At 47.2% G+C, this 24,385-nt stretch carries 27 protein-coding genes and 1 other annotated feature; of the genes, 14 read left to right on the top strand and 13 right to left on the bottom strand.

Annotated features, from left to right (window positions below; genetic code table 11):
* Positions 1-20: 20 nt before the first annotated feature.
* Entirely contained in the window at positions 21-1,283 is a 1,263-nt protein-coding gene (locus KNQ09_RS03175; RefSeq protein ID WP_047395867.1) for a PTS ascorbate transporter subunit IIC, read from the top strand.
* A gap of 107 nt (positions 1,284-1,390) precedes the next feature.
* On the opposite strand, the gene KNQ09_RS03180 is transcribed toward KNQ09_RS03175, so the two are convergent.
* Entirely contained in the window at positions 1,391-1,948 is a 558-nt protein-coding gene (locus KNQ09_RS03180) for a hypothetical protein (RefSeq protein ID WP_214857349.1), read from the bottom strand.
* 255 nt (positions 1,949-2,203) lie between these two features.
* Between KNQ09_RS03180 and nikA the strand changes: the two genes are divergently transcribed.
* Genes nikA through KNQ09_RS03205 form a run of 5 tightly spaced genes read left to right on the top strand, consistent with a single transcriptional unit; the run spans position 2,204 to position 7,207 of the window.
* Positions 2,204-3,814 carry a nickel ABC transporter substrate-binding protein gene (nikA, locus tag KNQ09_RS03185; protein WP_214857351.1) on the top strand — a complete coding sequence of 537 codons (1,611 nt, stop codon included), beginning with the start codon at positions 2,204-2,206 and terminating at the stop codon, positions 3,812-3,814.
* Positions 3,815-3,826: 12 nt separating this feature from the next.
* Complete coding sequence (nikB, locus tag KNQ09_RS03190; protein ID WP_214857353.1) at positions 3,827-4,768, top strand: nickel ABC transporter permease; 942 nt, start codon at positions 3,827-3,829, stop codon at positions 4,766-4,768.
* Positions 4,765-5,610, top strand: coding sequence for a nickel ABC transporter permease subunit NikC (nikC, locus tag KNQ09_RS03195; protein ID WP_483299307.1), 846 nt, complete (start codon positions 4,765-4,767; stop codon positions 5,608-5,610). The genes nikB and nikC overlap by 4 nt, the downstream gene beginning before the upstream one ends.
* On the top strand, positions 5,607-6,413 hold the full coding sequence (locus KNQ09_RS03200) for an ABC transporter ATP-binding protein (RefSeq protein WP_214804654.1): 807 nt from the start codon (positions 5,607-5,609) through the stop codon (positions 6,411-6,413). The genes nikC and KNQ09_RS03200 overlap by 4 nt, the downstream gene beginning before the upstream one ends.
* Positions 6,410-7,207, top strand: a complete 798-nt coding sequence (locus tag KNQ09_RS03205; protein WP_214857354.1) for an ATP-binding cassette domain-containing protein — start codon at positions 6,410-6,412, stop codon at positions 7,205-7,207. Before KNQ09_RS03200 ends, KNQ09_RS03205 begins: the two co-directional genes overlap by 4 nt.
* 46 nt (positions 7,208-7,253) lie before the next feature.
* On the opposite strand, the gene KNQ09_RS03210 is transcribed toward KNQ09_RS03205, so the two are convergent.
* The 3 genes from KNQ09_RS03210 to KNQ09_RS03220 are packed head-to-tail and all read right to left on the bottom strand — an operon-like array spanning position 7,254 to position 9,129.
* Positions 7,254-8,024, bottom strand: a complete 771-nt coding sequence (locus KNQ09_RS03210; protein ID WP_056060838.1) for an ABC transporter permease subunit — start codon at positions 8,022-8,024, stop codon at positions 7,254-7,256.
* A complete protein-coding gene (locus KNQ09_RS03215) occupies positions 8,021-8,905 on the bottom strand; it encodes an ABC transporter ATP-binding protein (RefSeq protein WP_214857355.1) in 885 nt (294 codons plus the stop codon). The genes KNQ09_RS03210 and KNQ09_RS03215 overlap by 4 nt, the downstream gene beginning before the upstream one ends.
* Positions 8,902-9,129 (bottom strand): PLDc N-terminal domain-containing protein, encoded by a 228-nt coding sequence (locus KNQ09_RS03220; protein WP_056060843.1) that lies wholly within the window; start codon positions 9,127-9,129, stop codon positions 8,902-8,904. The genes KNQ09_RS03215 and KNQ09_RS03220 overlap by 4 nt, the downstream gene beginning before the upstream one ends.
* A 197-nt stretch (positions 9,130-9,326) precedes the next feature.
* Between KNQ09_RS03220 and KNQ09_RS03225 the strand changes: the two genes are divergently transcribed.
* Positions 9,327-9,677 carry a cupin gene (locus KNQ09_RS03225; protein WP_214857356.1) on the top strand — a complete coding sequence of 117 codons (351 nt, stop codon included), beginning with the start codon at positions 9,327-9,329 and terminating at the stop codon, positions 9,675-9,677.
* A gap of 223 nt (positions 9,678-9,900) precedes the next feature.
* Here the strand turns inward: KNQ09_RS03225 and KNQ09_RS03230 are convergent, their stop codons facing one another.
* Both KNQ09_RS03230 and KNQ09_RS03235 read right to left on the bottom strand, forming a co-directional pair.
* Positions 9,901-10,992, bottom strand: a complete 1,092-nt coding sequence (locus tag KNQ09_RS03230; protein WP_214857357.1) for a hypothetical protein — start codon at positions 10,990-10,992, stop codon at positions 9,901-9,903.
* A gap of 76 nt (positions 10,993-11,068) precedes the next feature.
* The gene (locus tag KNQ09_RS03235; RefSeq protein WP_064300066.1) at positions 11,069-11,587 is read right to left on the bottom strand and encodes a helix-turn-helix domain-containing protein; all 519 of its coding nucleotides are present in this window, start codon (positions 11,585-11,587) and stop codon (positions 11,069-11,071) included.
* Between the two features lie 149 nt (positions 11,588-11,736).
* On the opposite strand from KNQ09_RS03235, the gene KNQ09_RS03240 reads away from it, so the two are divergent.
* Positions 11,737-12,006: a hypothetical protein gene (locus tag KNQ09_RS03240; RefSeq protein WP_064300065.1), complete on the top strand. Its 270-nt coding sequence runs from the start codon at positions 11,737-11,739 to the stop codon at positions 12,004-12,006.
* 58 nt (positions 12,007-12,064) lie between these two features.
* On the opposite strand, the gene solA is transcribed toward KNQ09_RS03240, so the two are convergent.
* The 3 genes from solA to KNQ09_RS17400 all read right to left on the bottom strand — a co-directional run bounded on the left by solA (position 12,065) and on the right by KNQ09_RS17400 (position 15,976).
* Complete coding sequence (solA, locus tag KNQ09_RS03245) at positions 12,065-13,207, bottom strand: N-methyl-L-tryptophan oxidase (protein ID WP_214857358.1); 1,143 nt, start codon at positions 13,205-13,207, stop codon at positions 12,065-12,067.
* A gap of 70 nt (positions 13,208-13,277) precedes the next feature.
* The gene (locus KNQ09_RS03250) at positions 13,278-15,023 is read right to left on the bottom strand and encodes a methyl-accepting chemotaxis protein (RefSeq protein WP_251138083.1); all 1,746 of its coding nucleotides are present in this window, start codon (positions 15,021-15,023) and stop codon (positions 13,278-13,280) included.
* 482 nt (positions 15,024-15,505) lie between these two features.
* Positions 15,506-15,976 carry a DUF2975 domain-containing protein gene (locus KNQ09_RS17400; protein WP_214857360.1) on the bottom strand — a complete coding sequence of 157 codons (471 nt, stop codon included), beginning with the start codon at positions 15,974-15,976 and terminating at the stop codon, positions 15,506-15,508.
* A 146-nt stretch (positions 15,977-16,122) separates the two neighbouring features.
* On the opposite strand from KNQ09_RS17400, the gene KNQ09_RS03260 reads away from it, so the two are divergent.
* The 3 genes from KNQ09_RS03260 (at position 16,123) to KNQ09_RS03270 (ending at position 17,070) form a co-directional block, all read left to right on the top strand.
* Positions 16,123-16,347 carry a DUF2188 domain-containing protein gene (locus KNQ09_RS03260; protein ID WP_029341445.1) on the top strand — a complete coding sequence of 75 codons (225 nt, stop codon included), beginning with the start codon at positions 16,123-16,125 and terminating at the stop codon, positions 16,345-16,347.
* 137 nt (positions 16,348-16,484) lie between these two features.
* Positions 16,485-16,694, top strand: coding sequence for a helix-turn-helix transcriptional regulator (locus tag KNQ09_RS03265; RefSeq protein ID WP_353049743.1), 210 nt, complete (start codon positions 16,485-16,487; stop codon positions 16,692-16,694).
* A complete protein-coding gene (locus tag KNQ09_RS03270; protein ID WP_214857364.1) occupies positions 16,687-17,070 on the top strand; it encodes a hypothetical protein in 384 nt (127 codons plus the stop codon). Before KNQ09_RS03265 ends, KNQ09_RS03270 begins: the two co-directional genes overlap by 8 nt.
* A 310-nt stretch (positions 17,071-17,380) precedes the next feature.
* On the opposite strand, the gene KNQ09_RS03275 is transcribed toward KNQ09_RS03270, so the two are convergent.
* Complete coding sequence (locus KNQ09_RS03275; RefSeq protein WP_029341448.1) at positions 17,381-18,295, bottom strand: hypothetical protein; 915 nt, start codon at positions 18,293-18,295, stop codon at positions 17,381-17,383.
* A gap of 109 nt (positions 18,296-18,404) precedes the next feature.
* Complete coding sequence (locus KNQ09_RS03280) at positions 18,405-18,956, bottom strand: GNAT family N-acetyltransferase (protein ID WP_214857366.1); 552 nt, start codon at positions 18,954-18,956, stop codon at positions 18,405-18,407.
* An 84-nt stretch (positions 18,957-19,040) separates the two neighbouring features.
* Positions 19,041-19,286: a binding site (T-box leader), on the top strand.
* A gap of 56 nt (positions 19,287-19,342) precedes the next feature.
* On the opposite strand from KNQ09_RS03280, the gene ileS reads away from it, so the two are divergent.
* Genes ileS through KNQ09_RS17405 form a run of 3 tightly spaced genes read left to right on the top strand, consistent with a single transcriptional unit; the run spans position 19,343 to position 23,414 of the window.
* Positions 19,343-22,426 carry an isoleucine--tRNA ligase gene (ileS, locus tag KNQ09_RS03285; protein ID WP_214857368.1) on the top strand — a complete coding sequence of 1,028 codons (3,084 nt, stop codon included), beginning with the start codon at positions 19,343-19,345 and terminating at the stop codon, positions 22,424-22,426.
* A 10-nt stretch (positions 22,427-22,436) separates the two neighbouring features.
* Positions 22,437-22,880: an SMI1/KNR4 family protein gene (locus tag KNQ09_RS03290; protein ID WP_251138084.1), complete on the top strand. Its 444-nt coding sequence runs from the start codon at positions 22,437-22,439 to the stop codon at positions 22,878-22,880.
* Positions 22,881-22,937: 57 nt separating this feature from the next.
* Positions 22,938-23,414 (top strand): GNAT family N-acetyltransferase, encoded by a 477-nt coding sequence (locus tag KNQ09_RS17405; RefSeq protein ID WP_064300059.1) that lies wholly within the window; start codon positions 22,938-22,940, stop codon positions 23,412-23,414.
* On the opposite strand, the gene KNQ09_RS03300 is transcribed toward KNQ09_RS17405, so the two are convergent.
* Both KNQ09_RS03300 and KNQ09_RS03305 read right to left on the bottom strand, forming a co-directional pair.
* Complete coding sequence (locus KNQ09_RS03300; protein WP_064300058.1) at positions 23,393-23,644, bottom strand: hypothetical protein; 252 nt, start codon at positions 23,642-23,644, stop codon at positions 23,393-23,395. The two genes, KNQ09_RS17405 and KNQ09_RS03300, sit on opposite strands and share 22 nt — an antisense overlap.
* A gap of 58 nt (positions 23,645-23,702) precedes the next feature.
* Positions 23,703-24,359 (bottom strand): carbon-nitrogen hydrolase family protein, encoded by a 657-nt coding sequence (locus tag KNQ09_RS03305; protein ID WP_214857369.1) that lies wholly within the window; start codon positions 24,357-24,359, stop codon positions 23,703-23,705.
* Positions 24,360-24,385: the final 26 nt, after the last annotated feature.

Consider the following 24,385-nt stretch of genomic DNA (forward strand, 5'->3'; position numbering starts at 1 on the left):
AACAGAAGGGGGGACTGACCTTGCTTGATTTACTTATGCGAGATATTTTAGGGACACCAGCAATTTTGCTCGGTATATTTGCTCTTGTTGGATTACTGTTGCAAAAAAAGGATATTGCGACAGTTGTTTCGGGGACACTGAAGACAATCATGGGCTTTATCATTATTGGAGCAGGAGCCGGTGTTATCATCGCAGCACTCGAAATCTTTAGTAAAATGTTCGATCACGCATTCAGCATTCGGGGAATCATTCCAAATAACGAAGCAATCGTAGCAGTTGCTCAAGATGCATTTGGTGTAGAGACGGCAATGATCATGGTGTTCGGAATGGTCATGAACATTGTTTTGGCTCGATTTACACCATTCAAGTACATCTTCTTGACTGGACATCATACGTTATTCATGGCGAGTTTACTTGCGGCAATACTTTCAGTTTCCGGATTGAGTGGCGTTCTATTAGTTGTTGTAGGTTCGGTTCTACTGGGATTATGTATGGTTCTTTTTCCAGCTCTCTTGCAACCTTTCGTTCGACAAATCACTGGTTCTGATGACTTTGCAGTCGGCCACTTTGGTTCCCTTGGATACTTTATTTCTGGAACGATTGGTAAATATGCAGGAAATAAAGAACACTCAACTGAGCAAATTAAGGTGCCCAAACAACTAGGCTTCTTAAGAGATACATCCGTTGCCGTTTCTTTGACGATGACATTACTTTTTGTTGTCGTTGCTCTGTTTGCTGGACCAGGATTTATTGAAAAAGAATTATCGAGTGGTTCGAACTATATCGTCTTCTCCATCATTCAAGCCATTACGTTCGCAGCAGGAGTCTATATCGTACTTGCCGGTGTTCGGATGTTAATTTCTGAAATCGTACCAGCGTTTAAAGGAATTGCGGATAAACTAGTTCCAAATGCCAAACCGGCGCTAGATTGCCCGACAGTTTTCCCATTCGCACCAAACGCGGTCATCATCGGCTTCCTATCCAGTTTTGTCGCTGGATTGATTTCAATGTTCTTCTTACCTTTACTCGGATTATCAATCATCGTGCCTGGATTAGTACCACACTTTTTCACGGGTGCTGCTGCTGGCGTATTCGGTAATGCGACTGGTGGAAGACGAGGTGCAATACTTGGCTCATTTGCAAATGGTATTCTGATTAGCTTTTTACCGGCATTCCTCTTACCACTGCTCGGCAATCTCGGATTCGAAGGGACGACATTCGGGGATTCTGACTTTGCGTTCGTCGGTATTTTGATCAGTTGGATTGTTTCTCTATTCAGCTAAACGGGTTCCATTGCATCTTATTTCGTTATAAAAAGTTGTGCGTTTCATTTCTAGTTACACTAAAAGACCTGACGCTTCTGAATCTCCTCAGAAACGATCAGGTCTTTTTAGTTGCCATGAAGACGATAGACGATCCGAATGATGTCTTTTTTCGGAAGATCAGGGTACTTGAGACATAACGTCTCGACGCATGTCACAGGATCGATATCTTCTAACAAACGGATGGCGTCTTTAACGATTGGCTCATGTTGTGCATTGTCTTCAGAAGACGAAGCAGTCGAATCGCTTGATTGATGAATCAGGTAAAACAATAGCGTATGTATAGATACCAGAACGACTTTCGTCGCAAGCGAGATTGTAATGGACTCCACGTAGAGATCCATCCAAAGTAAGACGCTCAAACTGACGGAACCGTTCACGACAGCAAACAGTATGTTCGAGAAACGACGCTTGAACAGTCCGCCAAGCGCACGCATCATCCCGTCAAACACGACGCTGACGACCAGGCTAGCGAGATAGAAACATACGAGAAACACCAGACAACCAACGAACGAGTCGTAGGACACATCTCCGACGTAGAAAATCAGTCCATCGATCATCAGTAAAGGGAGCACTAAGAGCAGACTGAGCAACACAAGCGAGATGGAGGAAACCAGTCGTGACATCATATCATCCTTTCCGTGCAAATGATTTCGTTAAACAAGAAACGCAGCATCCAAACTAGGATACCGCTTAACACAGCTGATTACAATTATTGACAAACAAGAAGCGTACACAGAATGTTACTCAGTTATGCGTGGAAATCCTGTCAAAAAGCGTCTTTAGGTCCAGTTAACATCTGGATTATCCATTGACAATCCTTACCTTTCCCTCTTACAATTGAAAATGATTATCAATACAAGTTGGGAGTTCTGCCTACCATGAACGTTAACCGTAAAAAATTACTGATTTCTACTGTCTCGATCCTGTCTTTGACATCATTATTGATCGGCTGCTCGAACCCGGGCGAGTCGACAGGAGAGCGAAAAGATAAAGATACATTGACGCTCGCGTGGCCACGCGACGTCGGAACGATGAACCCGCACGTCTACAACCCATCACAACTGTTCGCACAGTCGATGATCTATGAGCCACTCGTCCACTACGGAGAAGGTGGAAAGCTCGAGCCATACTTAGCCTCGTCTTGGAAGATTTCTGAAGACGGAAAAACGTATACGTTCACGCTCCGTGACGGCGTCAAGTTCTCGGACGGTTCGACGTTCGACGCAGCGATCGTCAAAAAGAACTTTGACGCGATCCTCAAACAAAAAGCCTTACATAGCTGGCTTGGCTTCATCACGAAAATCGAGAAGACAGAAGCTGTCGATGCGAAGACGTTCCGCCTGACATTATCCGAAGCCTATTACCCGACGATTCAGGAACTCGCGGTCGTCCGCCCGGTCCGTTTCCTCGGAGAAGCGGGATTCCCTGAAAACGGCGATAAGTCGAAGGGTGTCAAAAAAGAAGTCGGGACAGGTCCATGGATGCTCGACGAATACAAACCGGATCAGTATGCGACGTTTAAGGTCAACAAGAACTATTGGGGTCCGAAGCCGAACATCGATCACATCAAGGTCGACATCATCCCGGATGCGGAGACACGTGTCTTAGCACTCGAAAAAGGACAAGTTGATCTGATTTACGGTGAAGGGGCGATCAGCATCGATGCCTTCAACCAGTTGAAGACGGATAAATCCTACAAGACAGAGATGTCCGAACCAGTCGCGACGCGTCTCCTCGTTTTGAATACGAAAAATAAGCGTCTGTCTGACGAACGCGTCCGCCAGGCGCTCCAACACGGGTTTGATAAAGCCGCTCTCGTCGAAGGGATCACGTCGGGAATAGAAGCACCAGCTGACTACCTATTGCCACCGAACATGCCGTACACGTCGAACCTGAAAGTGAAGCAATGGGATTATGACGTCACGGAAGCGAATCGTCTTCTTGACGAAGCAGGTTGGAAACTGCCGAAAGGTGAAAAAGTCCGCGTCAAGGACGGTCAACCGCTGCAAATCGGGATGATGTATGATGCGGCCGAGCAGGTCCAAAAGGCGATGGCCGAAACACTCCAGTCGGAATGGTCGAAAATCGGCGTCGAGCTGAAGACGGAAGCTGTCGAATTACCGGATCAAGTCCAGCGCTTCAAGGACAACCGATTTGACATCAACTTCTACAGCAACTTCGGTGCACCGTATGATCCGCATACGTTCGTGAACCTGATTGATACGGATGGCTTCGGCTTCAAAGAAGCGATTTCGGCTTATCCGAATAAAGAACAACTATTGCAAGAGATCAAAGATGTCTTGAAGACGACAGACGAGACGAAGCGTCAGAAGATGTACGCCGACATTCTGCCATCACTCCAAGATCAAGGGGCATTGATTCCGATTTCGTACTTGAAGAAGATGGCGGTCTATCAGTCGGACGTGACGAACTTCCAGTTCCCGGCGAACCGGGATGAGAGTCCATTTGCCCGAATCGGAATTAAGTAAAGGAGGGATGACATGGGGGTCTTCCTCGTCAAACGCATATTATCCGTCATCCCGATCTTGTTACTTGCTGTCTTGATTCTGACAGGGTTGATTCATTTGTCACCAGTTGATCCGGCACAGGCCTATCTATCCGCTGCCCATATCCAACCGACGGATGAACTGCTCGCTGCAAAACGAGCAGAATTCGGACTCGATCAACCGTTCTACAAACAATACTTCGATGCCGTCATCCGCTTGGCGCAGCTCGATTTCGGCACATCGTATCTTTCCGGCAAACCGGTCTTAGAAGATGTCTTGCTCCGCTTACCACCGACGGTCGAGCTGGCAATGACGAGTCTGCTGCTAGCACTCGTCGTCAGTATTCCGCTCGGGTTCCTTGCTGGGATCAAGAAGAATGGCTTCTTTGACCATCTTAGTCGGGGGATCGCCTTCATCGGTGCCTCGATTCCGTCGTTTTGGCTCGGGTATCTGTTCATCTTCTTCTTTGCAGTCCAGCTGGATTGGTTCCCGGTCGGTGGAACGGGAAGTGTGATGCACTTGATCTTACCGGCATTGACACTCGCGTTTCCGTTGATTGCCCTTTATACACGATTGCTACGCGGCAGTGTGATCGAAGCATTGAACGAACCGTATGTCTTGTTTGCCCGGACACGTGGATTAAAGGAAGGACGGATTCTTGGGAAACACGTCCTTCGGATGGCGATTCCGCCGATGATCACGGGTCTTGGGATGAACCTTGGGAAGTTGCTGACGGGAACGATCATCGTCGAGACCGTCTTCTCGTGGCCAGGATTCGGTCGTTACTTCATTGAAGCGATCTTTGACCGGGACTTGCCGGTCATCCAAGGCTATGTCTTTCTCGCTGCCCTCGTCTTCATCGGCAGCAGTTTGCTCGTCGACATCATTCAAGCCGTGCTCGATCCACGACTAGCGAAAAAAGGAGGGACGGTATGAATACTCCACTTCCAGCAACGATGATCCGGTCGCGGTATACACCGCTTCTTTATCTTTGTGCATTCGTCTTAATCGGGATGGCAGGCATTGCTTTGTTCGCACCATGGATTGCGCCGCATGATCCGAACCTCGTCGACTTGACGCAAAAGCTCCATGGGCCGTCGTCAGCCTATCCGCTCGGAACTGACCAGCTCGGACGCTGTCTCTTATCGCGTTTGATTTACGGTGCGCGGATCTCACTTGGTTGCGCCATGTTGATTTTCGTCGCCTCACTTGCGATCGGATTGTTCGTCGGAACACTTGCCGGCTATCGTGGCGGTTGGGTCGACCAACTCTTGATGCGTCTTTGTGACGGTGTGATGGCATTTCCGAGTCTGATTCTCGTCCTCGGTCTCGTCGGTATCTTCGGTCCAGGTCTCAAGCAAGTCATCATCGCCTTGATGCTCGTCCAGTGGGTCTACTACGCGCGGATGTTCCGCGGAATGGTCATGACGTTGAAGACGGAAGCGTTCATCGCAGCCGCTCGCGTCAACGGTTCGTCTTCGTGGAAGATCATTCGGACGCATATCCTGCCGAACATCTTACCACCGTTGTTCGTCATCGGGACGCTTGAGATGGGCTGGGCGATCATGGATATCTCGGCGATGTCTTTCCTCGGGCTTGGTGTCCAGTCACCGACAGCCGAGTGGGGGGCGATGATTCACGAAGGAAAATCGTACATCCGGACGAATCCGGAATTAATGATTTATCCGGGACTTGCGATCATGCTCGTCATCATCAGCTTTAACCTATTAGGAGAACAGTTAGCAGAACGATTCGGTGTGTCAAAAACAATGAAATGAGAGGAGGTGCCCGTATCGAACCGATCTTAGCTGTCGATGGTCTAACCGTCCGTACGAAACAACAAGTGACACTGATTGAAGAGGTATCATTCTCGATTCAACCTGGTCGGATCCTCGGTCTTGTCGGAGAGAGTGGCTGCGGAAAAACGGTGACGAGTCTCGCTTTGATGCGTCTGCTCAATCCGCAGACGACAGACGTCACCGGTGACATCCAACTGAATGGCAGATCAATCATGTCTCTATCCGAACGAACCGTCCGAACGATTCGAGGCGGTGAGATTGCGTTCATCATGCAAAATCCGATGAGTGCCTTCACACCGGTCTACTCGATCGGGCACCAGATGATCGAGACGATTCAGACCCATTCACGTTGTTCAAAACGTGAAGCGAAACAACAAGCGATGACGGCACTCGAAGAAGTCAATCTGACGGACGCCGCCCGGTTGCTCAAAGCTTATCCATTCGAACTGAGTGGCGGGATGTTGCAACGGATCATGATCGCCTTAGCCGTTGCCCTGCGCCCAAGCGTCTTGATTGCCGACGAACCGACGACGGCACTCGACGTCTTCAATCAGAAGACGGTTCTTGAATTACTCGAACGGATGCGGGCGACTTACGGAACGGCGATGTTACTCATCTCGCATGATCTCGGTGTGATCGCTGAACTTGCAGACGATGTCCTCGTCATGCAGCAAGGACGGATCGTTGAGCGAGCAGATGTTTTTGAATTGTTTGATCGACCGCAACATCCGTATACACAGTCACTTCTTGCACAGCATCTAGGAAGGGAGGCGTTCGGATGAGTCTCTTGCAGATCGATCAAGTCTCACACGTCTATAAACGCCGGTTTCAACCAGCAAAGACCGTCTTACACGATGTCTCATTGACGCTTGAAGCGGGACGCTGTCTCGGATTGCTCGGGTCGAGTGGTGCCGGGAAAAGTACGCTCGGACGATTGTTGCTCGGACTCGAACGCCCAACGACCGGAACGATTTGGTTCAATGGTGTCGATCGCCACGCGACAAAACGACCATTTCAAGGTGACGTCCAAGTCGTCTTCCAGGACTCGTTTGCTGCGGTCAATCCGAAGCTTACGGCTGCCGATATCATCGCCGAACCGCTTGATAATTTCATTCGTTTAAAGGGTGAAGCACGGCAACAGCGTCTCGTCACGCTAATTGAACAAGTCGGGCTCAAGGCGACGGATCTGACGAAATATCCGGCGCAGTTCAGTGGCGGGCAACTCCAGCGAATCGCGATCGCGCGAGCGATTGCTGCTGAACCACGTCTGATCGTTTTAGACGAAGCAGTCAGTAGCCTCGACATGGTCAACAAACGGTTGATTCTCGCATTGCTAGCTGACTTGAAACGGCTACATGGTCTAACATATGTCTTTATCACGCATGACATTAAAGCTGCCGAGCAACTTTGCGACAGCTTCGCGATCTTAGAGCAAGGACGCCTCGTCGGGCATTACCCGAGTCTAGTTGCATTTGATGCTGCGACGGATCCTGCCGTTGAACGGATGTGCCAAGCAAAGCTTGCCGTGCATCCAAGGCAACGAACGATTCGAAAGACACAATCAAACAAAGGATAACGGACTGCTGAACGGCTCCGTTATCCTTTTTTATTGTAGAGCAGGATTAGTAAGGCGTTTTTCGAAACCGAAGACCAGACCAGCCAAGTGTTAGGGCAATCCAAACGAGACAAGAAGCGACACCGATTAGATGGGACGAAGAAAAAAACGACGTGTTCGATGGAAGCGACAGAAGCGCACCAGGCGTGAAAAATAATACATCTGGCATTAGCGAAGGAAGTGCAACAAGTAGTAAGGAAACGACGAGCGACAGGATGCCAATCGGAACAGCGCGTTGCAAAAAGGTGCTGATCAGTAGTGTCAGACTGACGACGAATAACATCCAAAGACTAAAATCGAGGATGATGCGTAGCGCAAGCATCGGCGAAAGGAATCCGAACCAATAGACGGTCAGACAATAGGACGTGAGTGCGCCGATCAGAATCCCGAATAGACTGATCATCCCGTGACTGAACCATTTCGATAGCAGATAGATATTCCGCGAAACCGGACGCGTCAGAATGAAATCCTGCATACCGGTTTGTCGGTCTGAAGCAAGCAATCCCATGAAGCTCATGATGAGGACAATCAAGCCGAGCTGATTGAACTGTCCGTGGATCGTTGCGCTGAAGACGTCAAGCGGTTGTGGAGCAGGACGATTCGGATCGACGATGATTCCGTCTGCATTTCCGACGTGTGCGAGTAAGACATCCATGTACATCAACAGCAACGGTTGTGTCACCCCGAGGGCAATGAAGAACAGCGGTAACCAGACGATTTTCCATTCTTTCCATGCTTCCAACCACTCGGTCCATGTCAGTGTATAAAAGGTCCTCATACGTCTGCCACCATGTCGAGGAACCGTTCCTCGAGTCCAATCGGTTGATAGGCAATCGAAGCAATCGACCATCCCTGTTGAATCAGAGTAGTCGCTAACTGCGAGAGATCAAGCGGCTGCTGTGCGGAGAACTGATAGCAGCATGGGTTGATTCGATCAATCTCGACTTGTGGAAATAGTGTCGCAGAAAACGACGAGACAGGGAGAAGCGTCTCGACTTGAATCCGATATTGATCCACGTTACGTTGATTATCGAGCGGCCCCAGCAATTTTCCGTGTTTAATGACGAGGAAGCGATCGCAACACGTCTTTGCGTCCTCTAACAGGTGCGTTGAGACGATGATCGTCATCCGTTTCTTTAAGCGAAGGATCAATTGATTGATATCATGTCGACCACTCGGATCAAGTGCAGAAGCCGGTTCGTCAAGAATCAAAAATGTCGGTTCATGTAAGATGGCTTGGGCGATTCCGAGGCGTTGGCGCATGCCGCCGGACAGGCGTTCGATGACTTCTGCTTGTTGATCGTGGAGTCCAACTTCATGAAGAACGTCCGGAATCCGCTTATTTAACGTTGCGCGATCGAGACCTGACAAGCGACCGAAAAAACGTAATGATTGTTCGCACGTCATCCAAGGCTTAAAGTCGGTCTGTTGTGATAAGTAGCCGATCGATTGCTGGTGTTGACGGATGGAGCGCGAAGACATCGTGATGGAACCACGGTCACTCTCAATCATGCCGCTCAGACATTTCAGGAGTGTCGTCTTTCCAGCACCATTCGGACCAATCAGTCCAAGACATTCATGTTCGTGAATCGTGAAGGAAATATCATCTAGGATAAGACGTCGTTGAAGTGAAAGCTGGAGATGAGAAATCTGAATCATGCTGTCATCCTCCTTCCGAGGACGAAGTAGAGAATCGAGCCAATCGGCTGGACGAGGAGAATGATCAATAACCAAGTAGTCGGTGTCGCGATCCGGTCCTTCCGTCTAAACCAATCGATACAGGCGCAGCTGAGTAGAATCAGATTGATGGAGATGTAAATCAATAATAGGGGCAGGAATCGTTCCCAGTCGATGTGTGATAAGGCAGAGAAATCTGTATTCATGAAAAACCCTCCTTTTCTATTACCATTATCAATAATGAAAATTGAAAAGTCAATGCCATGGACGAATCATCGTTAGTTCTCAATCAGTTAGAGCTATGATAAACTTCTCTTATCAAAATTTTCCAAATACGATTTGAATCAAATAGTTTAGATGAAAGACGAACTATCAAACGAATCATGTTTTTAAGGAGGATTATATGCAGATTTATCAATTCAAAAAAGAGGTTGGCAAGAAAATTACGAAATTCGATTCAAACTTTGTGATGTCACGGATCATGCTGACGGAAAAAGTGACGCACATCGGATGCATCCATTTAGAGAAGGATGGCGTGGTCGGTTATCACCAGGCTGTTGTGCCGCAACTTCTATTAATTGTAGAGGGTGAGGGCTTTGTAAGAGGGGAAACGGATGACTACATAAATGTTCAGTGTGGGGAAGCCGTGTTTTGGAAACAAGGAGAATGGCACGAAACGAAGACGGATACGGGTTTAACAGCGATCGTGATTGAAAGTGAAGAACTCGATACATCATCTCTCGTTTCCGTATGACGAAACTAAGCTTGATACATAAAGAGGCTGACTCAAAAAAAGAATGATTCGCTTCCTCACCCCCTTTCCTCAGGCGAGACACAAGCCAGTTTTCCTGATTCATTCAAGCAGGAAAGCGAGTCTTGTTTGCCTCTGACAGCGCAAAAATGCGCTTTTCCTATAGGAGTGGTGTGTAAAGCATCATTCTTTTTGTCTTTGTAGAGACTAAAGTTTACGTCAGCCTCTACTCTGATTCCGTACACCGTCTTTCTAATTCTTCGAGGCATAGATGTAACCGAGCAGTGATCATTTCTCGATTTCCCATCTGTTGCGTTGTTTTATGAGTGAGATGAGGCTGATGTAGAATGTCGTAGTGCTCATACGCTTCTTGCAATACCCATAATGTATATTCATCCAGTAATCGTTGAATTTGAATGGTGCGTTCGTCTCCAACCACGTTAAAGCAATATCCACTTATGAATCCGTCAGCTATTTTGTTAAGAACATTACTTTTTTCTTGATACGCTTGATTTATGTATCGTGGAGCATTTGAAAAGGCTGGTAACAAAAATTTGTAACAAAAAACAAAGTAAGCTGCATATTTCAAATCAAAGTCCAATCTTGGAAACGGGTCAATGATTGCAATGTGTTCATCACTTAAAATTAAATTTTCTGGTGTTATATCTTGATTCACGAGAGAGATGTTTTGAACCTGAGTTCGTCTATTTTCAATTAAAGCATGAATATGTTTACCGACTTTTTCTTTATCAAAGCAAAGATTAGAGTGGATGAGAGTATTTAAGGCGGTTAAGACGTGTTCATTTTCATCCTGCCATAATTTATCCTCGTTTCTTAAATCACTACCTTGTAAAGTTTTCTCTTGCCAGTTCAATTCCCCGAAACCTGCAATAGAGGTTTTCTGGTTGTGTATATTGTGATAAATTCTCCCTAATTTCTTACCGTAAGAATGGGCTTTATTCTGATCGAGTAACAATAAATCCGTTCCACGACCCATGAACGTTTCTACTGTAAATACTGTGTCATCTTCAATAAAATACTGATAAAAGTCAGGACAGACATTTTGGTCACTTGTATTGGCATGTAAATAGTAAGCTTTCGTAGACTCATACTCTGTAGTCAGCTCTTGTTTATCAATCTGTTGGAACTCCCCATAAGCTTCATTCTTTTTTATGCGAATCACAAGGTCTTGATCATCTACTCTCTTTAACTTATATACAGTGTGCCAAGCTCCTTCACCAATCTTTAGAATCTGTTCTGCTTTTACGTTCAACGTATCCAGCACAATTGCATCAAGATTTTCTTTGATCCGTTTCATGGGGTCTATTTTCTCTCCCTCGCAATGTTGTCTCGTTTCAGTTTGGTGAAAATACAATTCTAGAAACGGAGCGTGTTTAGGGCAAGATGACGAGTGAGACGGTCCGTTCAGTTGCCTGGTCTTCTGTCTCTAGGTGATGATATTTTTCGAGCAGTGTCCGCATGTCCTGTTGAAAATCATTGAAGGTATCATCTGTCAGGTGCAATTTCGCGATCGAGAACGTCGAGTGGTCCTGACCATGCGTTTGAACGGTCTGTTCGAAGTACGACTGGTACTGCTGCAAGACATACATGAAGTAGAACGAGACGAAGTTCACTTTTTCATCGTACGTCGCACTGTTCCAGTCTGCTTCGCTGATTTGATAACCGCTCGTGTTCAAGGCATAGATTTTTTCCTCGACTTTTCCGACGCGCTGGACGGCGACGATTTTCAACAACTGATCGTCCATCATCGCATTAACTTGCCGGTACAAAGTAGACTGCGGTACATCCGTTAAACGTTGATTCAGTTGCATGATTGATAAGCCGTCTTCGCGATCAATCAATTCGAGTGCAATCTTAAACCGGACATGATTTTTGAATAAGTTAAAGTTCACGACGTGTTTCACTCCTTCGTTCAATCGATTCTAAAACTATCTTATCATGCTTTTGGAAACATTCTTAAAAATGATAATGTAAAAAGAGGGAATTTGATGTATTCCTTGAATGATTTACATTAGAGTATGTTTTAGAAAGGAGCCTTCATATGAAAAATACAAGTTATCGCTACAGTACATATGCACTCATTACAAGTTTTTTCTTATTCTTCATCGTTCAGATGTTCCGAGCGTATATTGAATTATCTCCAGAATTTCTAGGAGAAAACCTTGGTGAGTATTACTTAACATATTTCCCGATGAGTGCATTGATCCTTGGACTCGTATTACTGATCCACGGCTGGTGGACTGAAGATGAGAAAAAACAGCGTGAAAAGCTAGCTGCAAAAAATCAGCAAGAATCGAATGAATCGGTGTGACATCATACCGTTGATACAGAAGACCGACAACGCATTTTCGTTGCCGGTCTTTATCGTTTCATGTGTTCAATTGTTTAAATCGCTTAATCGCGAACGGTCCGATCGGTTCGGTCGTCGATCGTTCCATGATCAATTCACTGAGTACTTTTCCGACTAAGCTGCTGAACTTGAATCCGTGACCGGAGAAGCCGGCGGCGATCGCGATATGCGGATAGTCCGGATGCAAATCGATGATGAAATCTTCGTCTGGCGTCATCGTATAGAGACACGGTTTGCCGTGAGCTAAAGTATCGATTGAGGGCATGAACGTATTCGTGAATTGTCGTAAATCAGCCAGATCACCCGTCTCTTGACCGAAAGGACGGCGTGGTTGATTTGGATCAACCGGGATGCCGCCGTCGTGGCGTCCGATTTTCAGACCGGCTTGAGCGATACTTGGAAAACCGTAATAATAACCGGCGGGTGTATCAAAGGCGAAGGCCGGGAACACCGCGTCATTGAATACCTCTTCCGCTGCTTCGAACCAGGCGAACGTCTTACGGATAGGGCGCAGCGGTAAGGAGAGTCCAGTTTGTTCGAGCAACGGACCAGACCAGGCACCGGCTGCGACGATTAACGCGTCAGCTGAGTAGGTGTCTGTTCCGACGGTTACGTCCACACCATGAGTGTGGGCGGTAAGCGTCGTTACTTTCGCATTCGTCCGGATGTCGACATCGTTCGCGATTGCAAGATCGCGATACGCTTCAATACAATCCTCGCACTTCAATACACCAGACGTCGGTTCAAAACAGCCGATATAGTCGTTGGGCATCGTTAAGCCGGACCAGCGGGTTCTAACTTCCTCAGCCGTCAGGACCTCGAGCGGCAAATCGTATTGCGCTGCACTCCTGATGATCGTTTGCATCGAACGGGACGAACGGTGACCAGCGTTTAAGACTCCCGTGTTCAGGAATAGACTTCGGCCGCTGATTTGTTCCAACTCGTACCATAAGCGTTGCGCGGCTAACGCCAGTGGCACATAAGCTTCACCTTCTCCGTACGCATGGCGAATGATCCGAGTCTCCCCGTGATGGCTCGCTTGATCATGCGGTGGATTGTGAGCGTCTAATAGTAAGATGTTTTGATCGGTTCGTGAGAGATAGTAGCCTGCTGCCATCCCCATGGATCCGGCACCGACGATGATGACATCATAATGGGACATCTGATTCGACTCCTTCATATGTAAGTTCACACCAGTATAGAGTGAGAACTAGAAAAGAACAAATGAAAGATTAAATCTCGAAGCGACGGGCTTCTTGTTCTAAGTGTTCCGTTCGTGCGTTTAAATCGCCGACGAGCGTATGTAGCGTCGTGATCGTCGCGATCATTTGTTCAGACGCAGCGGCAACTTCCTCGTTACTTGCCGTGTGCTCTTCTTCGACAGCAGCAATTTCCGTCAAGGCATTACGAATGAACCGTTCTGCCTGCAAGACGTCTTCCATCTGTTGCGTCATCTGCTGTGTTGCTGACGAGACGTGCGTGACTTGATCCGTCAACAGTTCGAACGTCGTATCTGTATCGAGAACGATCTGCTTGCCGGCTGCTGTTGCTTCGACCGTCGTCTTGAAGCTATGCTGCATCTGCTGCGCACTGGCTTCAATCGACGTGACGATTGTTGCGATCTCACTGACACTGCTAGCGACGTGGCTTGAGAGATTCTTGACCTCGGTCGCAACGACAGCGAATCCTTTTCCTTGTTCACCAGCTCGTGCCGCTTCAATCGCGGCATTAAGGGCGAGTAGATTCGTCTGCTCGGAGATACCGCGGATGATACCGACGAGCGTTTGGATATCCGATGATTGCTGTTTCAGTAGATCAATCTGTTCAGCAGACTGCGTGACGTGCTGATGAATGTGGCGCATCTGTTCGACAGAAGCGGACATTTGATCCCGTCCGACTCGTGTCAGTGTTGCCATCTGAGCCGTCGTTCCTTGAATTTCGACACCAGACTGGTTCGTCGTCTCAATCAATCCTGCGAACCGATTCATCTCGTCATTCAATGAAAGTGTGACTTGGGTCTGACTTTCGGTCCCCGTCGCGATTTCTGACATCGTATGGGCGATTTGTTTCGATCCGTCGAGTACTTCTGTCGTACTTTGATCAATCGATTGACTTGTCGTCGAGACGAGTGTTGCTGTTTGTTTGATATCGACGATCATCGTCCGTAGCATCTCGTTCATATCACGAATCGAGATCGCAAGCGCATAGATTTCATCTTTTGAAGCAATCGTTAGGTCAGTCAACGTCTGTTTTGCCTGATCTAGACGCCCTTCGGCAATCAAGGCAGCGACTTTCTGTAACGTCTCGAGCGGACGTAATTTTCGACCGAGGACGAAGTAGAGCAAGACGAGTGTGATCGTTAACAGAAGAAGTAAAAGTCCAATGAAAATCGGTGCATTTTGTTTTAATAATTCTGTTGTGAGGGCATCGATTTCCTTCGCAGCGATGTCGACGCCAAGAATTCCGATGATTTGACCAGACGAATTCTTTAACGGAACGTAGACACTCATATACTGTCCATATACAGGATCATCAATGATGTCCGTCGCGTGTGTTCCGCCATTTAATACGTCCTTCATATCAGCGACTTTTGCGCCACTCGCCGGTTCATTAATCTTTGCGGCATCTTTCTTAGGGAGACCGTCAATCAGCAAACGGACCTTGTTTTGGTCGATGCGTGCTGTGTATGTATACAAGAGTCCATTTTGTTTACGTAAGGTATCAAGTTGATTCCGTAGGGTTTCATACTGCTCGGACGCGACAGGCGATTGTAGGAATTCGCTATAAGCCACTGTGTCGAATGTTTTGCTGATGCGAAGCGCGTCCTTTTCGGCGGTCGCTTTCAGCGTTGAGACCGCAGTTTGTTTCGTATTGAAGAAGAGAGCGATACTACTGAAAATGAAGAACGCGATCATAATCAGGCTGATGATAGTCAATAAACGTGTTCGAAGTGAGTGTTGTTTTGTAGGTGTACTCAAGTTGCATGTTCCTCTCGTCGTGGATTCTAGTGCTGTATTTAAATTATCGGTCGCTTAAATAGCTATTAAACAGGACTATCCGACGATTTTTTAATGAAAATCAGTAAAATAGAGCGTTTTTTTCAAAAAAAGATTTACTCAGAATGATTTAGGGGAGAAGTAAAATAGAAAAAAATACAAGATGAGGGAAGAGGGAACAAAATGGAAAGTGAAGCAATTCCTCGAATCAAAGCGAAACATGTATATGAAAATGAACTACACAGACATGCAATCAGTAAGCGGAGAACAGCAATCCGTTTGATCACGTGCCTGCGTTGTCATGCGAAGATAGTTCTCAAGCAAGGACATCAAGACAACCATCAATGCGATGCAATCTAAAAAATCCCGCTTTTATGGGCGGGATTGAGTAAAATACCAGGCAAGACCAGCAACGATTAGAAGAGCGAACACGATTAAAATCATTTGCTTTACCTCCAATTAATTTACGACTCAAGTGGCAATACGTTGCGCAACAATAAGTGTTGGATGCACGAAAGGGTAATCCCGAACGTCAAAGGAGTCAGGATCAAACCCATACCAATGACGATTAGACCGGGTGCGTCGTCAATCTGACCAATATAGAAAAAGACAGGGAACAGACATGTCGTAAGAATCGTAACGATATAAAAACACAATTTCATCGATTGAATGGAAGCGGTGATGAGCGGAAAAGCCGGAGGAGTCATCGACATATATCGAAGGATTCGGAGCGCATGGAATAAAATCAAAAGAGTTGGGATGAAGATAAGGTATGCGGTCAATAGAACACTGTAGCCAGGTCGCTCGAGTAACAAGTTTTTCGTGATACCATGCCAGACAAGTGGGATACCAAGTCCAGCTAAACCGAACAGACTGAAGATGATACCGAAGACGATAAAACGTAAAAACCGGATTTGCCAGACGAAATGATTCACGATATCAACTCCTTTCGAGGCAACAAACGTTTCTTTTAGTATACTGCATTCCCCGATAGGCTAGTAAAAAATTCAAGTGAAAAGACAACCGTACGCCAAAACAGTCTCATGAAGATGAAATAGATTAAGGAAATGGAGGTCACGTGATGAAACGAGAGCAACATGTCACGCCGCATCCAAAAGGTGGCTATCAAGTGAAAGCTGCCGGTGCGACTCGAGCAACCAAACGATTCGCTACACAGAAAGAAGCGATTGCAGAAGGGCGTCGCATTGCGAAAAGTCAGAAGACAGAGCTCGTCATTCATAACAAAGAAGGGCAGATTCGCGAAAAAGATTCCTACGGACACGATCCATTTCCACCACGAGGTTGAGCCATCATATAAGACACGTTCTGAGCATGAGAGCGTGTCTTTTTAATGATTCTCATGTCAAAAGTTTTTGACATAATGATGGAAGTTCATTACAGTAAATATGTAAAAAGAATTTGACACGTCGTGGAGGGATGAACGTGAGAAACCACATCAAGGAACGACGTCTAACGGCAAAATTATCGCAACAAGAACTGGCTGACCGTTGTCAGGTTAGTCGGCAGACGATTAATGCGATTGAAAACAACAAGTATGATCCGACTTTACAATTAGCGTTTAATATCGCCAAAGTCTTGCAGATACAAGTCGATCATCTGTTCATTTCAGAACAGGAGGAATGGGATGTCTAAGAAAAAAACGGGTTTATTTTTAGTAACGCTCGTGATAGTGGCGAGTCTTACCATCATTAGTATGATCATCGAAAATAATGTAACGTTCTTCTCGATTGTTCAATTGGCGATTCTATTGATCATGTTCTTCTCGTATTTTACGTGGGCACGATCAGGAGAAGACGAGCGTCCTGTGCCAGAAGATGAGCTCGGCAAAAAGATTACGACGGAAAGCGGCCTCGTTAGCTACAAAATCCTGATTGTCCTGATTTTTGGATTCATCTGTCTCGATTACTTTTTACATGAATCAGCGAATCTGTTATTGATCGTTTTGTTCGCGATTGCTTTAGTTACACTACCAATCATTGAGTTTATGAAAGCACGTTCCTATCGATGAAGTGGTTTGGAACGGAAAGGAGTAAAGCATGGAAGAACAACAATAATGATATCACTACTGATGATACATCTACTATATTATATGGAATGTGCTTGCACGGTCAGTTTGCATCATGCAGGAAAAGCGATTGAGCTTGCTCCACTAGATGTTGCTTATTATGAATTTATCTTGTTTTTTTGAGGGCAATCCTCATGTCTATCTGTTTAAAGAAGAAATGGCTGATACCCACAAACGAATCAAAGAATTGCATAAATGATGAAAAAAATACCTAGATGAGATGACTAATAATCTCTTCTAGGTATTTTTTTTATTATTTTGTCAGTACAGGTGAAATCAATGTAGTAACTGTACTGTTTCCTTCTGCAGTTACACGAAGATTCGCCACACCCGTGACATCAATATCAAAGTCTATTTCATCCGCGCCATATACAACATCATAGCGACCGAGTTCTTTTCCGTTATTGTCGGAGAATACAAGTGTCATTTCATCTTCTGGACTCGCATAGTTCAAGTCACTCGAACTTTTTGTCAAAGCTTGTTCAGTCAAAAGGGACAGTTGACCAGATAATTTTTTATATTTTCGATCAAGACTAAAAGTAGCATATTCATCATTGAAGAACCCTGATAAGATTACGTTTTGATTATTTAGTTTACCATTCGCTAAAATGGATTGATTTTTTTCAATCGATTCAAACGATGAAGAGGCGATATGGATCGATGAAAGTGATGTACCTGAAAGTGGTGTTCCGACTTCATAAGCGGTGGAAGTCTCGATTAGAGGTAATCCTGAAAGGTCTGCTAACAATTGTAATGGTACGTATGGCGTTTTACCAAGCATCAACAAACTTTCTGTATTTTTGTACTTACCAGTTACGACTGCTCCGTCTGTGACAAGTGATTTTGAAGATGCGAGAAGGCGATACCCAGTCGAAAGCTCTTTGATCTTCTTTTTGTTCCCTTCGTTCTCGATTTGAAGATTCTTGTACTTAGTATCAAGTGATTTATAAGACTTTGAGAGGCTCGTGTGCTGTCCTTGTAACGTCTTATAAGCGTTTTCCGACTTCTTTGTTTTTTTCTTTTCGTCGGCTAGTTGTTTTTGGAGTGCTGCTTTTTCCTTTTTCAGTTTAGCCACTTCTTTTGAACTTGAACTTGCTTCAACGATTGATGTCTGCATGACACCGAATGCTAATGATGATACAAGACCTGCTGCGATCCATTTCTTCAAGATGGTTCCCCCTTAAATGACAAAAATGATTTCTTACACCTAACAGTATATTCCAATATCACATTTTTAGATTTCAATCATTTTGAAATGAAGGGAATGTTTTTATAGATTAAATTTGAAACCAATCACTTCGCAATATCGAGTACATATACAAATCATCGAATTGTCCACGCGTTTTCTCATATTGACGAAGCAACCCTTCACGCTGGAATCCGAGCCGTTCAAGCAATCGTTGCGAAGCGGTGTTTGCTGGTAGGACAAGTGCTTCGATCCGGTTGAGCGAAAGTTCTGTAAAGCCATATTCGATGACCGCAAGCGCTGCTTCCTTCGCGATGCCTTGTCCCTGATAGGCAGGGCTCAACTCAAACCCGAGTTCTGCCCGCTGATGGCGTTCCGCTTGATTCAAGAAACCGCAACTGCCGATGATGACATCGTCTTCTTGTAATGCGATCCCGAACCGGATACCCGTTCCATCTCGACGAATCGAGGCATACCAGTCAATCTCTTCAAGCGCGTCTGCTTTCGATTGAAAGGCGGCGAGTCCCATCTGTTTGACGACGTGTTCGTCTGATAAATAGGCTAGGACACTCGTAGCATCTTCGGGTAACACTTCGCGTAAGACGAGACGATCCGTTTTAAGCGTTGGGAAAGTATGTAACATTCAAAAAACTCCTTTGCAAGAAAATGTAAAAAGTTATTGTGCAGTGTTTAAGGCATATGGTAAGATTCTCCACAACAAGAGCATATCATTTCGTTGACGAGAAAGAGTAATGATTGTACCTCTGCCTTACAGAAAACCGGGATTGCTGAGAACCGGTAGCCAGATCAATCATGAAGATCCTCTCTGAGAAGTCACGCTGAACCATTCAGTAAGCGTGACCGGGTGTCCACCGTTACATGGAATGCACATGATAGTGTGCAACTAAGTGCTGTCGAGAATAAGTATTCTCGGCGGAATATGGGTGGTATCGCGGTGAAGTCCGTCCCTGTCAAAGGGGGCGGACTTTTTTGTATTCTCTTAGTTATCGACAAAGGAGCGAACAAGAGATGACGTCACAAAACCAAGCAGAAACCGTACAACAACGTGAGGAGCGTGTCCGCAACAGATGGAAACAAGACCAAGTCTTCGCACGATCGATTGAACAACGCATGGAAGCGGAATTCGTATTCTACGAAGGACCGCCGACCGCGAACGGCTTACCCCACGTCGGTCATGCACTCGGACGAACCGTCAAGGATACCGTCGCCCGCTATAAGACGATGCAAGGATTCCGGGTCGAACGAAAAGCCGGCTGGGATACACATGGACTACCGGTCGAACTCGGGGTCGAGAAACAACTCGGCATCTCCGGCAAACAAGCGATCGAAGACTATGGTGTCGAAGCATTCATCGCACGCTGTAAGGAAAGCGTCTTCTCTTATGAAACACAGTGGCGTGCCTTCACGGAAAAACTCGGCTACTGGGTCGACAGGGATGATCCTTACGTGACGATGGATGACGAGTATATCGAGAGCGTCTGGCATATCCTTGGGACGATCCATGACAAAGGCTGGTTGACGAAAGGACATCGTGTATCACCGTATTGTCCGAGCTGTCAGACGTCACTCAGTTCCCATGAAGTCGCGCAAGGCTATCAGGACGTGACGGACTTATCGGCTACGGTCAAACTCCCGATCGTCGGCATGGAACAGACATTTCTACTAGCGTGGACGACGACACCGTGGACGTTACCGGCAAACGTCGCGGTGGCGGTTCATCCGGAATTGACGTACGTCACAGTAGCGTTTGAAGGAAAGCGATTCATTGTCGCTAAAGCGTTAGTCGCTGAACTGTTCTCGGAATCCGTCGAGGTCGTATCCGAACAGCTCGGTGCGGAACTCGTCGGTTTGCGTTATGAACCACCGTTTGATTTCGTGACGCCAGAGAACGGTCATACGGTCGTCGGGGCGTCCTTCGTCCAAGCAACGAGCGGAACCGGACTTGTCCATCTTGCTCCAGCATACGGGGAAGAAGATTACCGGGTCGTCCGGGAAAACGGTCTGTCGTTCGTTAACGTCGTCGATGCTGCTGGGTGTTACACGGATGCCGTTCCACCACTCGTTGGTCGATTCGTCAAGGAGTCAGACGTCGCGATCATCCAGCTGCTCGCTGAACGGGGACGCTTGTTTGCGAAAAAACGCTATACGCACAGCTATCCGCATTGTTGGCGATGTGACTCACCACTGCTCTATTACGCACAAGACAACTGGTTCATCGAGACGACGGCCGTCAAGGAACAACTCCTTGCGAACAATGCTTCTGTGACGTGGTACCCCGATCACGTCAAGGAAGGGCGGTTCGGAAAGTTCCTCGAGCAACTCGTCGACTGGAACATCAGTCGTAATCGCTACTGGGGTACACCACTGAACGTCTGGGAGTGTGAAGCGTGTGATACGACGTTCGTTCCGAAAAACAAGGCGGACTTGTTGCACCGGACGACGACATCGACGGAATCCGTCGAGTTGCATAAACCATACGTTGATGCGTTATCGGTCTCGTGTCCGACGTGTCAGGGAGTGATGCACCGGACACCAGAAGTCATCGATGTCTGGTTTGATAGCGGAGCGATGCCGTTCGCGCAACAGCATTATCCGTCACGGACGCAGACGCTTAACCGCTATCCAGCCGATGTCGTCATCGAAGGCATCGATCAGACGCGGGGCTGGTTCTACAGCTTGCAAGCGATCTCGACACTTTTCACGGGACAGCCTGCCTATAAGCGTGTCCTCGCACTCGGGCACGTCCTCGATGAGAACGGGCAGAAGATGTCGAAGAGTCGTGGAAATGCCCTCGACCCGGTGGCGTTAATCGAAGCATATGGTGCTGATAGCTTACGCTGGGCGCTACTCGTCGACAGCAGTCCGTGGAGTGCGAAACGGTTTGCTGAGCGGATCGTCCAAGAAGCAAAATCAAAACTAGTCGATACACTGGATCATGCCGTCCAGTTTTATCTGACGTATGCAGAACTGGACGGATTTGATGACTCACGTCCGCAAAAACGGACGCGTCTCGACGAATGGTTGCTCTCGCGTGTCCATCAGACGACGCAAGACGTGACGGATGCGATGGACGATTATCAATTGACTCAAGCAGCACGGAGTCTTGCGCAACTCGTCGATGAGATCAGTAACTGGTACATCCGCCGTTCGCGGGAACGTTTCTGGCAAGCTGACTGGTCGGAAGAGAAACAAGCCGCGTACACGACGCTCCACTTCGCACTTTCGACGACGGCACGACTACTCGCTCCGTTCACGCCGTACCTTGCTGATGATGTCTATCAGCGATTAACAGGAATGAGCGTACATGTAGCGGATTATCCGGTTGCCGATCCATCGATGCTCCGACCTGATCTGGAATACGAGATGATGCAAGTCGTGTCTGTCGTCGAGTTAGGACGACAAGTTCGTAATACGCACGCTTTAAAAGTTAAACAACCGCTTGCTAGCTTAGGCGTCCAATCGAGTGAAACCTTTTCGTGGTCGGACTATACGGCAATCATCCAAGAGGAACTGAATGTAAAAGACGTCCAAATCGTTCCGACGACGCAAGCGACGACACGGTTCCGTCTTAAATTGAACTTCCGCGCAGCCGGAGCGAAATTCGCACAGCAAGCGAACGCGATCCATCAATGGCTACAACAATTGTCTGCACAGAAGACTTCAGACTTGCTCGAGACCGGAAGATTGATCTATCAGACCGCATCAGGCGATGAAGTCGAGGTGCGTCAAGCGGACGTCATCGTCGAACCAATCGTCCAGACGGGCTTTGCTGCTGCGACGAGTGGTGGACTCACCGTGACGCTCGATACGCGGATCACGGAAGCACTGGAGCAGGAACGCTGGATGCGAGAGCTCGTTCGCTATATCCAGTCTGAACGAAAGGCACAAGCATTATCGCGGGACGCACGAATCGATCTCGTCTTGTCTGTCGATGCGACGTTCCAACCGATTGTCGAGACGTTTGAGCCTTTGTTATTTAAACACCTTGCCTTATCCTCCGTTCGAACTGAACCGCTACAAGGAGCAGGGGATGTCCAGCTAGGCGGACACGATGTCGGTGTCTCGTTCGCACCAACGAAAGAATATTGTTAAGGAGAAGATCATGATTGCATTAGAAGCATTAAAAGGTCGACTCGTCGACGGTTTGTTAGAGGTCCAAAAAGAAGAAGGATATGTTGCCCGAGAACGTTTCATCTTTAACCGAGGGGCGACGGACGAACAGCTCGCGCTGTTACCTGCGTGGACGGCAGACGACTATCAGGCGTTCTTGCGTCAACATAACGGGGCGAAGCTGTTTCAGCACGAAACGTTATCCTACAACGATGGATTCGAACTCTTTTCGATCGAGGATTGCCTGACGTATAGCGAGATTTGGGAATGTCCCGAAAACTTCTTAGCGATCGGCGCAGGACCAGACGGGGAGTGGATCGTCTACGAGATGAATCGCCGGCAGGAAATCGGATCTGGAGTGGGGAATTTCTTAATTTCGAGGAATGGGAAGAAGACGCAATGCCGTTTGGCTTCGAGCGATGGCTCGACTACTTGATCGTCGCGCAAGGCACGCAATTTTGGGAATGATTCCGGTAAGAGAGGAAGAGGTTCAGTGGATATTCAATTAAAGATAGCGTCTCTTACAGACGCTCCGAAGCTTCACACGCTTCAACTCGAGGCGTTTTCAGAGACGCTCGAGCGGTATCAGGATTTTGCAACGAATCCGGCGAACGAATCGATCGATCGTGTCATTCACCGGATCACGCATCCAAGTAGTACGTTTCATCAAATCATCGTCGACGATGTCGTCGTCGGCGGGATTTGTGTCGTTGCGAAAGCACCGAGTCGCTACGCGATCAGTCCGATGTTCTTAGATCCAGCCCGTCAAGGTGAAGGGATCGCCCAACGCGCATTACAGCTCGTTGAAGCAGCTTATCCGACTGCAACGACATGGGAACTGCGGACGATTCGTGAAGAGACACGTAACTGTTATTTCTATGAGAAGATGGGCTATCGATTGACCGGTGTCAGTCAACCGCTCAACGAACGGGCGACACTTGTTTCTTATCAAAAATCGGTTTCGGCATGAGCGGGTTTTGTCGGAAGGAAGAACCACCACAGATTGGTTAATAGAGCGGCAAGGACGGCAAAGTTAAACAGATAAAGACAAAAGAAGAAGACGAACTCACCGATGTCCTCAAGGTTAGCTAACGGATTATCGACCAAGTACGATTCGTGACTGACCCCGAAGATGAACAAAGGAAAGAAGACATAGAAGTATCGTTTCCAAAAGAATGACGCACGACCTGTTTGAGACATAAGAGCACCTCCTGAAGGAATGGCACGCTTCTTCCAGTCAGAAGAAGCGTGTGTTCGTTTACGATAAAGAGGGTGTACCGACTACTTCGACGTGACGCGTGACCGTATCAAACAGACGTGTCCGGGTATCGTTATGAGACAACAGCAACGGCTCGCCCGTCTCGTCATAGATGAAGGCAATCGGAATCGAAAAACCACAGTTGCGGTACGAACCATCGGCATGACTTGTTCCGATTATGAGCGCTTGTTGCGCCTGACTGATGATGCGCGCTTCACCGGACCACTCAACGTACTGTTCCTCGCTGAACATGCCGACGCCAATCGGGTTGAAGATGAGATCAAGTCCAGATTCCTCGCGTAGTCCGTCGTTTCCTAAGAAGATTTCGCGACAGAGGACGTATCCATAGCGGAACGACCCGTCGTTTGCTGTTGAAGGCGTATAAAGCGGCCCAGCTTCTGGTGTTTTTGCGCGATCAAGCAGAAGCGTCCCGGTCGCATCGATGATGACAGCGCGATCGAGATTCGCTTCATCCTTGTAACCGAGGACGATGGCTGTTTCGAACTGTTTGGCAAGGTGTTGCACGCGTTCGAGTTCTGCGACCGTACAATATCCTTCCGGGTAGACAATCAGATCGACTTCAGGATAAGCGGCGATTTCACGTTCAAATTGCTCGAGTCCGGTCTCGCGTTTTGGTTGAGCGATTAATAATTTCATCAAAACATCCTCTCAGGTATAAATAT

It is taken from the genome of Exiguobacterium sp. s191, from assembly GCF_018618955.1.
Classification (GTDB): Bacteria; Bacillota; Bacilli; order Exiguobacteriales; family Exiguobacteriaceae; genus Exiguobacterium_A; species Exiguobacterium_A abrahamii.

Coding starts and splice junctions, on each gene's coding strand:
- nikB (WP_214857353.1), top strand. CDS start 3,827: ATGGGGGTCTTCCTCGTCAAACGCATATTATCCGTCATCCCGATCTTG.
- KNQ09_RS03290 (WP_251138084.1), top strand. CDS start 22,437: ATGATTGCATTAGAAGCATTAAAAGGTCGACTCGTCGACGGTTTGTTA.
- nikC (WP_483299307.1), top strand. CDS start 4,765: ATGAATACTCCACTTCCAGCAACGATGATCCGGTCGCGGTATACACCG.
- KNQ09_RS03200 (WP_214804654.1), top strand. CDS start 5,607: ATGAGAGGAGGTGCCCGTATCGAACCGATCTTAGCTGTCGATGGTCTA.
- nikA (WP_214857351.1), top strand. CDS start 2,204: ATGAACGTTAACCGTAAAAAATTACTGATTTCTACTGTCTCGATCCTG.
- KNQ09_RS03280 (WP_214857366.1), bottom strand. CDS start 18,956: ATGTTACATACTTTCCCAACGCTTAAAACGGATCGTCTCGTCTTACGC.
- solA (WP_214857358.1), bottom strand. CDS start 13,207: ATGTCCCATTATGATGTCATCATCGTCGGTGCCGGATCCATGGGGATG.
- KNQ09_RS03205 (WP_214857354.1), top strand. CDS start 6,410: ATGAGTCTCTTGCAGATCGATCAAGTCTCACACGTCTATAAACGCCGG.
- KNQ09_RS03180 (WP_214857349.1), bottom strand. CDS start 1,948: ATGTCACGACTGGTTTCCTCCATCTCGCTTGTGTTGCTCAGTCTGCTC.
- KNQ09_RS03220 (WP_056060843.1), bottom strand. CDS start 9,129: ATGAATACAGATTTCTCTGCCTTATCACACATCGACTGGGAACGATTC.
- KNQ09_RS03260 (WP_029341445.1), top strand. CDS start 16,123: ATGAAACGAGAGCAACATGTCACGCCGCATCCAAAAGGTGGCTATCAA.
- KNQ09_RS03230 (WP_214857357.1), bottom strand. CDS start 10,992: ATGAAACGGATCAAAGAAAATCTTGATGCAATTGTGCTGGATACGTTG.
- KNQ09_RS03225 (WP_214857356.1), top strand. CDS start 9,327: ATGCAGATTTATCAATTCAAAAAAGAGGTTGGCAAGAAAATTACGAAA.
- KNQ09_RS03300 (WP_064300058.1), bottom strand. CDS start 23,644: ATGTCTCAAACAGGTCGTGCGTCATTCTTTTGGAAACGATACTTCTAT.
- KNQ09_RS03210 (WP_056060838.1), bottom strand. CDS start 8,024: ATGAGGACCTTTTATACACTGACATGGACCGAGTGGTTGGAAGCATGG.
- KNQ09_RS03305 (WP_214857369.1), bottom strand. CDS start 24,359: ATGAAATTATTAATCGCTCAACCAAAACGCGAGACCGGACTCGAGCAA.
- KNQ09_RS03270 (WP_214857364.1), top strand. CDS start 16,687: ATGTCTAAGAAAAAAACGGGTTTATTTTTAGTAACGCTCGTGATAGTG.
- ileS (WP_214857368.1), top strand. CDS start 19,343: ATGACGTCACAAAACCAAGCAGAAACCGTACAACAACGTGAGGAGCGT.
- KNQ09_RS03240 (WP_064300065.1), top strand. CDS start 11,737: ATGAAAAATACAAGTTATCGCTACAGTACATATGCACTCATTACAAGT.
- KNQ09_RS03215 (WP_214857355.1), bottom strand. CDS start 8,905: ATGATTCAGATTTCTCATCTCCAGCTTTCACTTCAACGACGTCTTATC.